We start from the raw sequence: 13286 nt of genomic DNA, 5'->3' as shown, positions 1-13286 counted from the left end.
TTCGCATTACGAACATTGAAAACCATACCGAACATGAACTACAACTTCCCGAACGGTGTCAAGGCTACCAAAGTCCACCGCATGCCGTCAGGGTTTCGATGCAAAAGTTTGAACAGGAATTGGGAGCGACAGAGGATCGGGATTTCGTCGCCAGCCTGGAGAAGGGCCTCGCCGTGATCGAAGCCTTCGATGCGGAATCTCCCCGCCTGACGCTGACGGACGTGGCGAAGCGGACCGGCATCACCCGTGCTGCAGCCCGCCGCTATCTGAAGACCCTCACCAAGCTCAGCTATGCCGATTTCGATGGGCGTTATTTCAGCCTGAGCCCCCGGATCCTTCGCCTCGGCTACGCCTATCTCGCCTCGTCGTCGCTTTCGACGCGCGTTCAGCCCTTCTTGGAGAAGATCTCCGCGCAAACGGGCGAGTCGAGCTCGGCGGCGATCCTGGACGGCGATGAAATCGTTTACATCGCCCGCTCGGCAACCCAGCGCATCATGTCGGTAAGCCTCGGGGTCGGAACCCGCCTCCCCGCCTATTGCACTTCCCTCGGTCGGGCGATCCTGGCCTTTCAACCGGAGGACGTGCTCGAGGCCTATCTCAAGCGCGTCCGGCTTGAGCCGCGCACGTTGAAAACGATTACAAGGAAACCGGACCTGCGCGCCGCTCTTGAGACTGTGCGGCAGGAGGGCTGCGCCTTGATCGACGAGGAGCTGGAGCTAGGGCTGCGTTCGATCGCAGTGCCCCTCGTCCAAGCGAATGGCCCCGTCCGGATCGCCCTGAACATCGGAACGCAGGCTGCTCGGGTGCCACTGGCAGAAATGAAGACACGCTTCCTCCCGCCCCTGCTGGAAGCGACCGAGACCCTGCACGGAATCCTGTAGCAGCAGATTTCCTGGCACGGGAAACTTCTCTAAGGAGGTGTGCCTCGCATCGGGAACAGCTCATGTACGCCGAACAGTTCATCCTGACCCTATCCTGCCAGAACCGTCCCGGTATCGTGGCGGCCGTCTCCACCCATTTGTTCAGGGCTGGCTGCAATATCCTGGAGGCGCAACAATTCGACGATCGGCAGAGCGATCTCTTCTTCATGCGGGTCGTCTACAATTTCGTGGAGAGTGCGCGCTCCCTGGAGACGCAGCGGAGTGAGTTTGTGCCGGTGGCCTCGACATACGGTATGGACTTCTCGATCAGGAACCGGAGCGAGCGGCAACGCGTCCTGATCCTGGTCTCCCGGTTCGATCACTGCCTCGCCGATCTTCTCTATCGCTGGCGGACGGGCGAGCTGCCGATGGACATTGCCGGAATCGTCTCCAATCACCCGCGAGAGACCTTTGCGCACCACGACTTCTCGGGCCTGAACTTCCACTTCCTGAAGATCAGTCACGAGACGAAGCAGGAGCAGGAGGCGCAGCTCTGGAGCCTCGTTCAGTCGACCGGGACGGATCTCGTCGTCCTGGCGCGCTACATGCAGGTGCTTTCGGACGACCTTGCGGCGAAGCTCTCAGGCCGCTGCATCAACATCCATCACTCGTTTCTGCCCGGCTTCAAAGGTGCAAAGCCCTATCATCAGGCACATGAGCGCGGGGTGAAACTCATAGGCGCAACCGCTCACTACGTGACCGCCGCCCTCGATGAAGGGCCGATTATCGAGCAGGATGTCGAACGGATCAGCCACTACGACACGCCTGACGATCTGGTCAGAAAAGGCCGCGACATCGAGCGTCAGGTTCTCGCCCGTGCCATCGCATGGCATCTCGACGGCCGGGTTCTGGCGAACGGCAGCAAGACGGTCGTCTTCCGTGACTGACGCAGGCCGTCGCCGTCAGGCGGCAGCTCCCGTAAGACGGCGCCTTGCCTCGAGGCCCAGATCGGGCCTGTCCGTCGTAATCTGCCGAATGGGTTGCGCGAGCCAATAGGCCAGGTCAACCTCGTCGTTCGGAACCCATGCACCGAGCCGCTCGGATCCGACAGCGCCGAGGAAGTGATCCATCGTGTGGATGAGCAGGGCCTTCTCGACCGCGAGATAGCAGCCCGGAATGGCGGCGAAGCGTCCGATCACACGATCGAGGCCACCCATCATCTCGGCAGAACGACGGTCAAGGGAGGCAAGAACCCCGATATCCCGGTCGAGTTTCCTCACCTGGTCCAGCACCTCCGGCGCGAAGCAGGTGAGGATCGAGCGATCCTGAAGGCCATGCCGGCGCACGGCTTCGAGAGCACGTGCCTCCAGCCCGGCATAGGGATTTCCGACAATATCGGTCTTGATCTCGATATGCAGCTCGAGCTTGCTCTGCCCCAATACGCCGAGCACTTCGTCGAGACTGGGGATTGTCTCGCTACTGTCGCGCAGGATGATCGCCTGCAATTCGGCGAGGGTCTTTTCGCCCACCGGACCGGAGCCGAGCGTGGTGCGCTCCAGGGTCGGATCGTGGATCACGGCGAGCTTGCCGTCACGGGTCTGGTGCACGTCGAACTCCACGCCCTCGACACCGAGCGCGATCAGGTTGCGGAAGCCTTCGAGGCTGTTCTCGGGCCAGAGATTTCTGGCGCCGCGATGACCGATGATCATGACCATGAGAAACGAACCTTACTTGCTGCTGTCGACGAGACCGCGAACGAACCAGCGCTGCATGACGAGCACCACCAGAACCGGAGGCAGCATGGTCAGGAGCGCACCGCTCATGGCAACGTTCCAGGCCGGCTCCGTATCGGAGCGCGGGATGAGATTTTTGACGCCGATCACCGCCGTCGCCATGTCCTTGTCGGTGGTGAACAGGAGCGGCCAGAGATACTGGTTCCACCCGTAAAGGAAAAGGATGATCGACAAAGCGACGATATTGGAGCGCGAGAGCGGCAGCAGGATCGTCCAGAAGAAGCGCATCGCGGAGGCCCCATCGAGGCGCGCCGCCTCCAGAAGCTCCTCGGGAACCGTGAGGAAGAACTGCCGGAAAAGGAAGGTTGCGGAGGCGGAGGCGATGAGCGGCAGGATCAGGCCCTGATAGGTGTTCAGCATGTTCCATTCGAGGGCGATCTCGACATGGTATCCGGTCAGCGTCTCCCATAGGCCGGAGAGATTAAGCCCGTCGATGATCCACTGGATCGGCAGGGCCGCGTTCGCCACCGACTCGTAGGTCGGCACGATGCGAACTTCCACCGGAAGCATTAGGGACATGAAGATCAGCCAGAAGGCCAGGAGCCGGAAGCGAAACCGGAAATAGGTGATCGCGAAGGCCGACAGGAGCGAGATCGCGACCTTTCCCACCGTGATACCGATCGACACGATGAAGGAATTCACGAGAAGCTGGCCGAAATTCACCTTGCTCCAGGCCGTCGCCACATTCTCCAGGAAATGAGTGCCAGGAAGCCAGGGCATGGGAACCTGCTGCACCTCCTGCATGGTGAGCGAGCCCGCGATGAATGCGAAATACAGCGGCAGGCAGACCAGAACGATGCCGCCGATCAGGATGAGGTGGCAGATTGCCGTGAGAATGGGAGAACGTTCGACCATGATCAGATGCTGTAGTTCACCTTGCGCTCGACATATTTGAACTGCAGCAGCGTGAGCAGCAGCGCAAAGCTCATGAGCAGCACCGATTGTGCCGCGGAGGAGCCGAGATCAAGATTGATGAATCCATCCTGGTAGACTTTGTACACGAGGATGTTGGTGGCGCCGGCAGGTCCGCCGTGTGTCACGGCATCGATGATCGCAAAGGTCTCGAAGAACCCGTAGACGAAATTCATCGTGGTCAGGAAGAAAAGCGTCGGGCCGAGGAGAGGCAGGGCGATCTGGAAGAACCGCTTGATCGGCCCCGCTCCATCGACGGCAGCAGCTTCCATGAGAGATCTCGGCACGGCAAGGAGACCGGCGACAAGGAAAATGTAGTCGTAGCAGATATGCTTCCACGACGCGGCGAGAACCACCAGCAGCATGGCGTCACCGCCATTGCGGTTCGGATCCCAGGCGATGCCGAACGACTTGATGAGGAACGCGACCGGCCCGACGGCGGGATTGAACAGAAAGGCCCACATGACGCCGGCGATGACGGGCGCAATAGCGTAAGGCAGAAGGATCACGCCCTTATAGGCGGATTGAAAGCGCACCACCCTGTCCGTCGCGAAGGCGAGAATGAGGGCGACCACGATCGTCAGGATGTTCTGGGCGAGGGTGAACTGGACCGTGATCCAGATGGAGTTGCGATAGCTCTCGCTTTCGAAGAGAGCCTTGAAATTGTCAAACCCGACGAAATGAACAGTCGCTCCGAAAGGGTCCGCGAGCAGGAAGGCCTGCATCAGTGCCCGGATGGACGGAATGAAGAAAAAGAACAGAAGGATCAAAAGCTGCGGCAAAAGAAGCAGGGCCGGCAAGCCAGCCGTCCGGAAATGCGCCTGCTTCAGGCCGGGTTCGTGAGTCCGTGCAACCACGTCGATACTCCGCGCGACAAATGTGGAAGCGGCACGGGAGGGAGGAGAGCCCGTGCCGCTTCGCCGATCAGTACTTGCCCTTGTTCAGGCGCTCGTACTGGCGGAGAATCTCATTCCCGCGCTTGACCGCATCGTCCATGGCCTGCTGCGCGTCCTTCTTGCCGGCGAACAGAGCCTCGACTTCCTCACGCTGCGCGAACATCGACTGCGTGAAGTTGCCGAAATGGAAGCCGAGGGAGTTATCCGTCGGCGTGCCGCGGTTGAGCTGGAGAATGGCGATCTCGCGGGTCGGGCTTTCCTTGTAGTAGCCTTGCGACTTGGCGAGCTCGTAGGCCTTGTTGGTCAGCGGAACGTAACCTGTCGCCTTGTGCCACCAGAGCTGCGTCTCGGGCTTCGCCAGGAAGTCGAAGAAGGCGGCAATGGCCTTTTCCTCTTCCGGCTTATGGCCCTTGATGACCCAGAGCGCGGCACCGCCGATGGTGCTGTTCTTCGGCTGGCGGCCCTCCTCCCACGGCAGGTAGGTCGCACTCCACTTGATCTTGGAGTTCTTCTCGATGCCGCTATGCGCCGCCGTCGATGCGAAATAGGTCGCGCAGGTGCCGGAGGTGAAAAGCTGCTCCGGGCTGAAGCCCTGACCCGCGATCTGCAGAATACCGTCATCGAGCCAACGCTTCATGCGCGCGACCTGCGGGACCACCAGCGTCTTGTTGTAGACGAACTCGGTATCGAGCCCGTCATACCCGTTGGCCTTGGTCGCATAGGGCTGATCGTTGATGGCGCTGTAGTTCTCGATCATGCTCCAGTGATAATCCGTTGCGAGGGCAGTGCCGCACTCGGCCGCGCCGGACTTCTTGATCGCGTAGAGCTGCTTCTCGAACTCGCCCCAGGTCTCGGCCGGCTTGTCGAAGCCTGCTTTCTGGAACTGTTCCTGGTTGTAGTACAGGATCGGCGAGGACGAGTTGAAGGGCATGGCTGCGAGCTTGCCCTTGTATGAATAGAATCCCGCAACCGGCTTGATCAGATCGTTCCAGTCGACCTTGTGACCGGTCTTGTCCATCAGGTCCTGAACCGGAACGATGGCATCGGAGAGCAGCATCGTCATGAAGCCGCGCTCGTAGATCTGAACGATGTGGGGCGGACGCTTGGCGCGATAGGCCGCGATGGTGCTGTTGATCACCTCGTCGTAATTGCCCTTGGCAACCGCGACGACCTTGTACTGGTCGTTGGACTCGTTGAATTTCTTGACCAGCTCATCGACGCGCTCACCGTTGACGCCCGTCATGGCATGCCACCATTGGACTTCGACCGGCGCCGCCATTGCGGCGCTCGACAGCCCGACGATGACGGCAGCGGCGCCGACGCAGGCTTTCAGAGAAAATGTCTTCACGGGTGGTTCTCCCTTTCGATATCGTTTCGTTTGATTAGGCCGATGCCATTTTCTGCATCTCTGCCGCCGAGCGCCGTCCCCAAAAGCCATCTGCGGCAAAGAGGGCGGCAATTCCCTTGTCGAGCCATCCCAGATCGTCGAGGAGATCGAGAATGGTGTAGCGCCGACGGATCAGGCGCGCGCGGCGGTAATCCGCCGCAAGTTTCTTCAGCGGCATGCCGAGATCGTTCGGGTGCGCAGGCGCCCCCGCCTCGCGCAGCCACGTTTCCATCGTTTCTGCAGGCACACAGGTCCGCTGCAATTCGTTGCGTAGGTCCCGCCAGGTCCTGGCCAGCACCGACAGGCGTCCGGCACGGCGGCTTGCGCCCTTGCCCTTAACGGCCATTTCGGTTCGCGCGCTGTCCGCCAGGTGCCCTTCCGGAAAACCCGCAGCGATTTCCGCTTCGATGCGTTCCGGAGACGATGCAGCCCCCTCCGCGTTACGGATCGTGTCCTCAGTGATGTCCTGCGCGAGGAGCCATTCGTAGAGCGCCAGCAGGCCGACAGTACCAATGCCAACGCAGGCGCCGTGCGCCGCCGGTTCGCCCTGGAAAGTCAGCCGCTCCATTTCCCACACATGAGAGATGAGATGTTCCGCCCCGCTCGCCGGGCGCGAATTGCCGTGGGCCTGCATGGCGAAACCGGAAACGAGGAGACCGTTGACGAGGTCGCCCGTCGCGGCCGCGTCCCCTGCCCCGACCATTTTCGGCTGCGACAGCCATTCGCGGACATTGTCCTGCACCATCGCGAAGGGCTCGGGATTGATCGCCTCTTCGCCGAGTGCATCGGCAAGTTTCCAGTCGAGGCCGGCGACGATCTTGCCGGCGAGATCGCCATAACCCCAGCCGGCCATGCGGCGCGGCGCTTTCGCGACGATGTCGAGATCCGCCACGACGGAGACCGGCGGCGCACAATCGAGCGTGCGCTTGAAGCCATCGTCGAGAAGCGCCGCGCCGGAGGCGGCGTATCCATCCATCGAAGCGGCCGTGGCGACGCAGACATAAGGTACGCCGGCGACCTCGGCCGCGTACTTCGTCAGATCGTTGATGACGCCGGACCCCACCGAGATGGGAACCGCGCCGCTGTCGCGAATCGCGGCTGCTATCTCACGCGCCGTCCGCGCATGAGGTTTCGCGCGCGGCTTATCCTCCAGCACGATCGGCGCAGCGACCCGATGCCCTGCCCCCTCGAGAACGGTGATGGCCTGACGGCCGGCCGCTTCCATCGTGTTATCGTCCGCAATGACGACCAATTGTTTTCCTTCGAAATCCTTGACGCTCTCAGGCAGCGCGCCCAGGGCGCCCGGTGCTACGAAGACACTGCGGGTGACCGCGGCTTTCTGGACTGCCCGGTTGAGTGCGCGCGCCTGATCGGCCATTAATTCCTCGCTGAAAAATACATTTGAATAACTTCTATTACAATTGTATGACGAAGGCAACGGACGCCTTCCCACTGTCGGAGAAGGATCGAGATCGGCGGACCTGGGAAGGACGTCTGCAAGGCGCGAGCGGCTTGTGCATTGAGGACACCTGTGACAATGGCGGACGGCAACAGCGTTTCTCGAAAGCCTCGGCCATGACCCAATCCGACGAGCAGATCGAAGCCCGCGTCGCGTGGCTCTATTTCATGGAAGGCCTGACGCAGGCGGACATCGCCGAGAAACTCGGAATGACGCGTCTGCGGGTGAACCGCATGCTGGTGGAAGCCCGCACCAGTGGCCTCGTCAGCATCACGCTCAATTCGCGCTTCGCGAGCTGCGCGGCGCTCGAACAGAGGCTCGTCAAGGAATTCGGCCTCAAGGCCGCCATCATCGTCCCGACGCCGCAGGATCCGGGTCTCATTCCGGTGCTGCTCGGACAGGCGACGGGCGAATATCTCTCTAGCTATCTCGCCGAGAACACGATCCAGGGCCTTGGCCTCGGCTGGGGAGCGACGCTGCGCGAAACCATCCGCAACATGCGCGCCGGGCGCTACCCGGATCTGTGCGTGAATTCGATGATGGGCGGCCTGACGCACGGGTCGGAACTCAACACGTTCGAAACCGCGAGCGATCTTGCCAATCGGTTGAACGCGGAATGCCAGTATCTGGCCGCGCCGATCTATGCCGGCAGCCCGAAATCCCGCGACATCATCCTGGCGCAGGACGTCTTCCGCGAGACGTTCGAGCGTATCGCCGCCAACGACATCGCCGTGCTGAGCATCGGCGACCTGTCTGAACGGTCGCTTCTCGTGCGCTACGGCCTGCCACGGGATGTCTCCACCGAAGACCTGCGTGCCAAGGGCGCCGTGGGCGACATTATGGGCCAGTTCTACGACGAGAACGGCCGCCTGATCGATCATCCGCTCAACCGCCGCGCCATTGCGCTCCCGCTCGACGATCTGTCGCGGATTCCCACCGTCGTCCTGGCATCAGGCGGGGCCAACAAGACGCTTGCCGTCGCAGGCGCCCTGCGCGCCAAGCGCGCGACCGTTCTGGTCTGCGACGAGGATACGGCGCGTAAGGCATGTGAACTGGTGCGTGGAGAGGCCATCGCATGAGCCTGTTCCTTGGCATCGACATCGGGACGTCCGGCGTCAAGTCGGTGCTCGTCGATGTCGACGACAGGGTGATGGCGGAGGCCCGCGCACCGCTGAATGTTCAGCGCCCGCGGCCTCTCTGGTCGGAGCAGCAGCCGGACGCCTGGTGGCAAGCGGTGGTCCAGACCCTCGACGACTTGGCGACGCAAGATGGAGCCGCCATGGCCGCCGTCGAAGCCATCGGCCTCTCCGGTCAGATGCTCGGAGTTGCCCTGCTCGACGAGGACGGCAGGCCGCTGCGCCCCGCCCTTCTGTGGAACGATGGGCGGGCCGGCGCGGAATGCGAGGAACTGCGCGACCTGATCCCGGACTTCGCGCGCATCACCGGTAGCCAGCCGATGCCAGGCTTCTCAGCGCCGAAATTGCGCTGGCTTTCAAAGCACGAACCGGACACGCTCGCTGCGGCGCGCTGGGTGCTGCTTCCCAAGGATTATGTCCGGCTCCAGCTCACAGGCGACATCGTCACAGATCTGGCGGACGGCTCCGCGACCCTGCTCGTCGATGCGCGACGCGGCACCTATCATGCACCGATCATCGATCATTGCGGCCTGGACGCTTCCCGCCTGCCGCCGATCATTGCAAGCGATGGCGTCGGCGGCCGGCTCAGATCGTCTCTCGCATCCCGCTGGGGGCTGAAGCCGAACATCCCTGTCGTCGGTGGCGCGGGCGACAACATGGCCGGAGCGGTCGGCGCGGGCATCGCCGCAACCGGGCAGGCCTTCATCAGCCTTGGAACATCCGGCGTCTATTTCGTCGCCAACCACGACTTTCTGCCGGCGCTCGATCGCGGCATGCATACCCACCGTCATGCGATCGACGGCCTCTTCGCACAGCACGGCGTCGTGCTCAGTGCCACGGCAGCCTTGTCCTGGATCGCCGAGGTCACCGGCGGCGAGGATGTCGGCGCGCTTGTTAGCTCGGTCGAGGCGAATCCTCTCTCTCCCGACGAGACGCCTGTCTTTACGCCCTATCTCGCCGGCGAACGCACGCCACACAACGATCCGACCCTCACAGCTTCCTTTGCCGGAATGACCTTCGCGACGACTCGGCGGCACCTCGTGCAGAGCGTCATGGAAGGCGTGGCGCTGGCCTTGGGCGGCTGTCACGAAGCGCTACTCTCCAGCGGCGTCTCGATCGAGCAGGTGGCGCTCGTCGGCGGCGGGTCGCGCAGCCGCTACTGGTCGCAATTGATCGCCAGCGTCATCGACCGACCCATGACCGCTCCGCTGAGCGCAGTGGTCGGCCCGGCACTGGGTGCAGCGCGGCTCGCCCGCAAGGCGATGGGCGGCGATCTCATCGCCGACAAAGGACGCGAGGTCGCCTATACGACAGCGCCCTGCCCGCGCTTGGCCGACGCCCTCGGTCGAAAGAAGTCCGCCTATAGCAGCTTGCGGATGACGCTCCAGACGCTCTGATCCCGGATCTCCTCGTCGGGATAGACGCCCCAGAGGCGCGTCTGCTTCACATAACCGCTCCTATCCGAGCCGGATAGGCGCACGGCGCACCAGACGCGGTCGCACCATCGCAATCCGACGAGCACCCTAGGCTGCAGGCGCGCGGCGATGCTGCCCTCCTCCCGCGCCGACGACCGCAGCAGGATCGGCTCTTCGCTCCAGGGATCGACGAGAGCCGTCCGACGCGGCGACAGGAGCACGCCACTGATCCAACCCTCGCCGCCGTCGCTGGTGCGGATATGCCGCCAATTGCCGAAGACCGCGAGCACCTCGACCGGCAACCCACGCTGCTTGTAGACCCACCGGATCGGATAGCCGCGGCCCGGCCCAACCCGTACATTCGCCTCGGATCGCTTGAGGGACGCAAAATAGGGAACCGCAAGGGGACGTCCGGGATCGGGCTTCGCCTGCGCGGGAGCCGCCAGGGCCAAGAGCACGGCGAGAAGAATGAACCTCCCCGTCAGCGGCATGCCTGAGCAGCCCGTTTGATGGCGGCCGTCACGCCCTTGAGAGAGAAGGTGTAGGTCGTCTGGTTCCCGCGTTGCGAACGTGCCTCCACCGTCATGGTCCGACCCTTCCGCAGCGCCTCCATGAACTCTCCCTCCCGCTCCTCTCGGCGCAGCCATGCATATTGTCCCCTCGGCAGCATGCTGAAATTCGTTTCGTCCACCGAGACGCGGATCGCCTCGGGCGCGAATTCATATCCGGCGCGAAGGCTCGCCTCGGTCTCGCTCGCGCCTTGCCTGTGATGGCGGACAGCAAAACTGACGCGTCCATGGTCGAGATTTTCAGGTTTCATGGTGTCCGCGTCTGAATAGATATAACAGACCTTCGTTTTTCCTTCATAAGAGGACCAGGCGCTCCAGTTTTGAAAGGTCCCTAGCGGCTTGATGTCCTGGGCTAAAACGCTCGATGATCCCAGAATGACGAGCAGCATTGCTGAAGCGAAAGATTGTTTCATTCAAAAAATACTCACTTTTTAGTCTTAGAATGCGCGCAAATCTTTCAGCCGAAACTTACCGAAAGATTAAAGAAGCGGAACGCTCGCGTGAGCGTGAACGCGGGACAAGTCTTCTCGACAGACACGCTCGCATGCCCGAAAGTCACCACACTCGCCGACTAGCCCCTCGACAAAGAGGAGATTGCCTATGGGCGGATTGACTGAACTCGCACCGATGGCCGCGGCCCTATTCTTGGGCCTTTGCCTGATCTGGTTGCTCTGGCGCGTCTTTCGCCGGCTGGCAGGAGCGCCCCGCGTCGAGCGCCGGGAGCCGGCATTCGCGGACAGGCCGGAGCCGACTTCCCAGCGCCGCGAGCCGGCCCTGACCCCCACCGCACCCGCCCCCACCGTCCCGGATGCGGCCGATATCCTAGCACTCAAGGCCAGCATCGATGCCCTGACCAAGCAGATCGCCGCGCTGGAGAGACGCCTTGCGCCTGCGAATACGAATGTTCCGCCCGTCGTGACGCCAGCGCCGCCCCCCAAACCCGCCCCCGTCGATGTTCTGGCTGAGGTTCCGCTGGTGGTGCCGGAGCGCCGGCGCTGATCGGGCCTTGCCCCCTCGCCGGAAGGGTTGCTGAAAGGCCGCCGCAGTCGTAAACCCCTTGCCCCGCCGCACAACAGATTCGGCGGAACTTTTGCAGTCACGTTATTCTGTGCGCAAGGGAGGGGGCCGATGAAGCCGCTCGATGACAGGCTGGCGCCGCATTCCGCCAGCGGCCCGGACGCGGTGATCGCGGTCTCCGGGCTCAGCAAGACCTACGCCTCCGGTTTCCAGGCTCTGCGGGATGTCAACCTGACCATCCGCCGTCAGGAGATCTTCGCCCTTCTCGGCCCGAACGGCGCCGGCAAGACGACGCTGATCAGCACCATCTGCGGCATCGTCAACCCGACCACGGGACAGGTCAACGTCGACGGGCACGACATCATCCGCGACTACCGGGCCGCGCGAACCAAAATCGGCCTTGTCCCGCAGGAACTCTCCACCGATGCGTTCGAGAGCGTATGGGACACGGTGAAGTTCAGCCGCGGACTCTTCGGCAAGGCTCCCAATCCGGCCTATATCGAGAAAATCCTCAAGGATCTCTCGCTCTGGGACAAGCGCGACACAAAGATCCGCGCGCTCTCCGGGGGCATGAAGCGCCGGGTGATGATCGCCAAGGCACTGTCCCACGAACCCGAAATCCTGTTCCTCGACGAGCCGACGGCCGGCGTCGACGTCGAGTTGCGGCGCGACATGTGGGAGATGGTCCGTCGCCTGCGCGAGAATGGCGTGACCATCATCCTGACCACCCACTATATCGAAGAGGCCGAGGAAATGGCCGATCGTGTGGGCGTGATCAGCAAGGGCGAAATCATTCTCGTCGAAGATAAGACGGCGCTGATGCGAAAGCTCGGCAAGAAGCAGCTGACCCTGCATCTGCAGGCGCCGCTTCAGGTCCTTCCGCCCGATCTGCGCAATCCGCAGCTCGAACTCTCGGCCGACGGCACGGAGCTGGTCTACACCTTCGATGCACAAAGCGATCAGACGGGGATCACCGAGCTCCTACGGCACCTGACCGAACACGGCATCGACTTCAAGGATCTCAACACGACGCAGAGCTCGCTCGAGGAGATCTTCGTCAGCCTCGTGGGAGCACGCGCATGAACATCCATGCCATCAAGGCTATTTACGTCTTCGAGATGGCGCGCATGTTTCGCACGCTGCTGCAGAGCATCGCATCGCCCGTCATCTCGACCTCGCTCTACTTCATCGTCTTCGGCTCGGCGATCGGCGGCCATATGGCGGAAATCGACGGGGTCAGCTATGGCGCCTTCATCGTGCCGGGGCTGATCATGCTGACGATCCTGACGACCAGCATCTCGAATGCATCGTTCGGGATCTATATGCCGAAATTCACGGGGACCATTTACGAAGTTCTCTCGGCCCCGATCTCAGCCCTCGAAATCGTCATCGGCTATGTCGGAGCAGCGGCGACGAAATCGATCATCCTCGGGCTGGTCATCCTCGTGACGGCACGGTTCTTCGTGTCGTTTTCCGTCACCCATCCCCTCACGATGCTCGGCTTCCTCGTTCTGACGTCGGTGACCTTCAGCCTCTTCGGTTTCATCATCGGCATCTGGGCCGACGGGTTCGAGAAGTTGCAGCTCGTGCCGATGATGATCGTCACGCCCCTCACGTTCCTCGGCGGCAGCTTCTATTCCATCAATATGTTGCCGCCCTTCTGGCAGAAGGTCACGCTGTTCAATCCGGTGGTCTATCTGGTGAGCGGTTTCCGCTGGAGCTTCTTCGACATCTCCGACGTCGCCGTCGACCTCAGCCTCAGCATGACCTTCGTGTTCATGGCCCTTTGCCTGGTGATCATCTGGATGATGTTCAGGACGGGTTATCGGCTGAAAGCGTGAG

The 13286-nt window shown here is 62.2% G+C and carries 14 protein-coding genes; 7 read left to right on the top strand and 7 right to left on the bottom strand.

Annotation, left to right across the window (positions count from 1 at the left end):
• The first annotated feature begins 98 nt into the window (after positions 1-98).
• Positions 99-881 (top strand): IclR family transcriptional regulator domain-containing protein, encoded by a 783-nt coding sequence (locus tag K9B37_RS16525; RefSeq protein ID WP_224314642.1) that lies wholly within the window; start codon positions 99-101, stop codon positions 879-881.
• 62 nt (positions 882-943) lie between these two features.
• Positions 944-1807, top strand: coding sequence for a formyltetrahydrofolate deformylase (gene purU / locus K9B37_RS16520; RefSeq protein WP_224314641.1), 864 nt, complete (start codon positions 944-946; stop codon positions 1805-1807).
• 15 nt (positions 1808-1822) lie between these two features.
• Here the strand turns inward: purU and K9B37_RS16515 are convergent, their stop codons facing one another.
• From K9B37_RS16515 to K9B37_RS16495, 5 genes are all read right to left on the bottom strand, one after another.
• Complete coding sequence (locus K9B37_RS16515; protein ID WP_224314640.1) at positions 1823-2575, bottom strand: glycerophosphodiester phosphodiesterase family protein; 753 nt, start codon at positions 2573-2575, stop codon at positions 1823-1825.
• A gap of 12 nt (positions 2576-2587) precedes the next feature.
• Positions 2588-3508 carry an ABC transporter permease subunit gene (locus tag K9B37_RS16510; protein ID WP_224314639.1) on the bottom strand — a complete coding sequence of 307 codons (921 nt, stop codon included), beginning with the start codon at positions 3506-3508 and terminating at the stop codon, positions 2588-2590.
• 2 nt (positions 3509-3510) lie between these two features.
• Entirely contained in the window at positions 3511-4422 is a 912-nt protein-coding gene (locus tag K9B37_RS16505) for an ABC transporter permease subunit (RefSeq protein ID WP_439651741.1), read from the bottom strand.
• Positions 4423-4489: 67 nt separating this feature from the next.
• The gene (locus K9B37_RS16500) at positions 4490-5740 is read right to left on the bottom strand and encodes an extracellular solute-binding protein (RefSeq protein ID WP_224314733.1); all 1251 of its coding nucleotides are present in this window, start codon (positions 5738-5740) and stop codon (positions 4490-4492) included.
• A 103-nt stretch (positions 5741-5843) separates the two neighbouring features.
• Complete coding sequence (locus K9B37_RS16495; RefSeq protein ID WP_224314638.1) at positions 5844-7226, bottom strand: sn-glycerol-1-phosphate dehydrogenase; 1383 nt, start codon at positions 7224-7226, stop codon at positions 5844-5846.
• A gap of 197 nt (positions 7227-7423) precedes the next feature.
• Here K9B37_RS16495 and K9B37_RS16490 point away from each other — a divergent pair, with 197 nt between their 5' ends.
• Positions 7424-8386, top strand: a complete 963-nt coding sequence (locus K9B37_RS16490; RefSeq protein ID WP_224314637.1) for a sugar-binding transcriptional regulator — start codon at positions 7424-7426, stop codon at positions 8384-8386.
• Positions 8383-9840 (top strand): xylulokinase, encoded by a 1458-nt coding sequence (gene xylB, locus K9B37_RS16485; protein ID WP_224314636.1) that lies wholly within the window; start codon positions 8383-8385, stop codon positions 9838-9840. Before K9B37_RS16490 ends, xylB begins: the two co-directional genes overlap by 4 nt.
• On the opposite strand, the gene K9B37_RS16480 is transcribed toward xylB, so the two are convergent.
• Positions 9804-10349: an SH3 domain-containing protein gene (locus K9B37_RS16480; protein WP_224314635.1), complete on the bottom strand. Its 546-nt coding sequence runs from the start codon at positions 10347-10349 to the stop codon at positions 9804-9806. The genes xylB and K9B37_RS16480 overlap by 37 nt on opposite strands.
• On the bottom strand, positions 10340-10816 hold the full coding sequence (locus K9B37_RS16475) for an invasion associated locus B family protein (protein WP_224314732.1): 477 nt from the start codon (positions 10814-10816) through the stop codon (positions 10340-10342). The genes K9B37_RS16480 and K9B37_RS16475 overlap by 10 nt, the downstream gene beginning before the upstream one ends.
• Positions 10817-11027: 211 nt before the next feature.
• Between K9B37_RS16475 and K9B37_RS16470 the strand changes: the two genes are divergently transcribed.
• The 3 genes from K9B37_RS16470 to K9B37_RS16460 all read left to right on the top strand — a co-directional run bounded on the left by K9B37_RS16470 (position 11028) and on the right by K9B37_RS16460 (position 13285).
• Positions 11028-11426 carry a hypothetical protein gene (locus tag K9B37_RS16470; RefSeq protein WP_224314634.1) on the top strand — a complete coding sequence of 133 codons (399 nt, stop codon included), beginning with the start codon at positions 11028-11030 and terminating at the stop codon, positions 11424-11426.
• A gap of 129 nt (positions 11427-11555) precedes the next feature.
• Positions 11556-12527, top strand: a complete 972-nt coding sequence (locus K9B37_RS16465) for an ABC transporter ATP-binding protein (protein WP_224314633.1) — start codon at positions 11556-11558, stop codon at positions 12525-12527.
• Positions 12524-13285, top strand: a complete 762-nt coding sequence (locus tag K9B37_RS16460; protein WP_224314632.1) for an ABC transporter permease — start codon at positions 12524-12526, stop codon at positions 13283-13285. The genes K9B37_RS16465 and K9B37_RS16460 overlap by 4 nt, the downstream gene beginning before the upstream one ends.
• Position 13286 lies beyond the last annotated feature (1 nt).

This window comes from Microvirga puerhi (assembly GCF_020089865.1).
Taxonomy (GTDB): Bacteria; Pseudomonadota; Alphaproteobacteria; order Rhizobiales; family Beijerinckiaceae; genus Microvirga; species Microvirga puerhi.
Note: the sequence above shows the minus strand (reverse complement) of the source record. Positions and strands in the feature narration are given on the sequence as shown.

Excerpts from the sequence above, each read along its gene's own strand:
- xylB (WP_224314636.1), top strand. The coding sequence starts at position 8,383 with ATGAGCCTGTTCCTTGGCATCGACATCGGGACGTCCGGCGTCAAGTCG.
- K9B37_RS16480 (WP_224314635.1), bottom strand. The coding sequence starts at position 10,349 with ATGCCGCTGACGGGGAGGTTCATTCTTCTCGCCGTGCTCTTGGCCCTG.
- K9B37_RS16500 (WP_224314733.1), bottom strand. The coding sequence starts at position 5,740 with ATGGCGGCGCCGGTCGAAGTCCAATGGTGGCATGCCATGACGGGCGTC.
- K9B37_RS16465 (WP_224314633.1), top strand. The coding sequence starts at position 11,556 with ATGAAGCCGCTCGATGACAGGCTGGCGCCGCATTCCGCCAGCGGCCCG.
- K9B37_RS16460 (WP_224314632.1), top strand. The coding sequence starts at position 12,524 with ATGAACATCCATGCCATCAAGGCTATTTACGTCTTCGAGATGGCGCGC.
- K9B37_RS16475 (WP_224314732.1), bottom strand. The coding sequence starts at position 10,816 with ATGCTGCTCGTCATTCTGGGATCATCGAGCGTTTTAGCCCAGGACATC.
- K9B37_RS16470 (WP_224314634.1), top strand. The coding sequence starts at position 11,028 with ATGGGCGGATTGACTGAACTCGCACCGATGGCCGCGGCCCTATTCTTG.
- purU (WP_224314641.1), top strand. The coding sequence starts at position 944 with ATGTACGCCGAACAGTTCATCCTGACCCTATCCTGCCAGAACCGTCCC.
- K9B37_RS16495 (WP_224314638.1), bottom strand. The coding sequence starts at position 7,226 with ATGGCCGATCAGGCGCGCGCACTCAACCGGGCAGTCCAGAAAGCCGCG.
- K9B37_RS16525 (WP_224314642.1), top strand. The coding sequence starts at position 99 with ATGCAAAAGTTTGAACAGGAATTGGGAGCGACAGAGGATCGGGATTTC.
- K9B37_RS16490 (WP_224314637.1), top strand. The coding sequence starts at position 7,424 with ATGACCCAATCCGACGAGCAGATCGAAGCCCGCGTCGCGTGGCTCTAT.
- K9B37_RS16510 (WP_224314639.1), bottom strand. The coding sequence starts at position 3,508 with ATGGTCGAACGTTCTCCCATTCTCACGGCAATCTGCCACCTCATCCTG.
- K9B37_RS16515 (WP_224314640.1), bottom strand. The coding sequence starts at position 2,575 with ATGGTCATGATCATCGGTCATCGCGGCGCCAGAAATCTCTGGCCCGAG.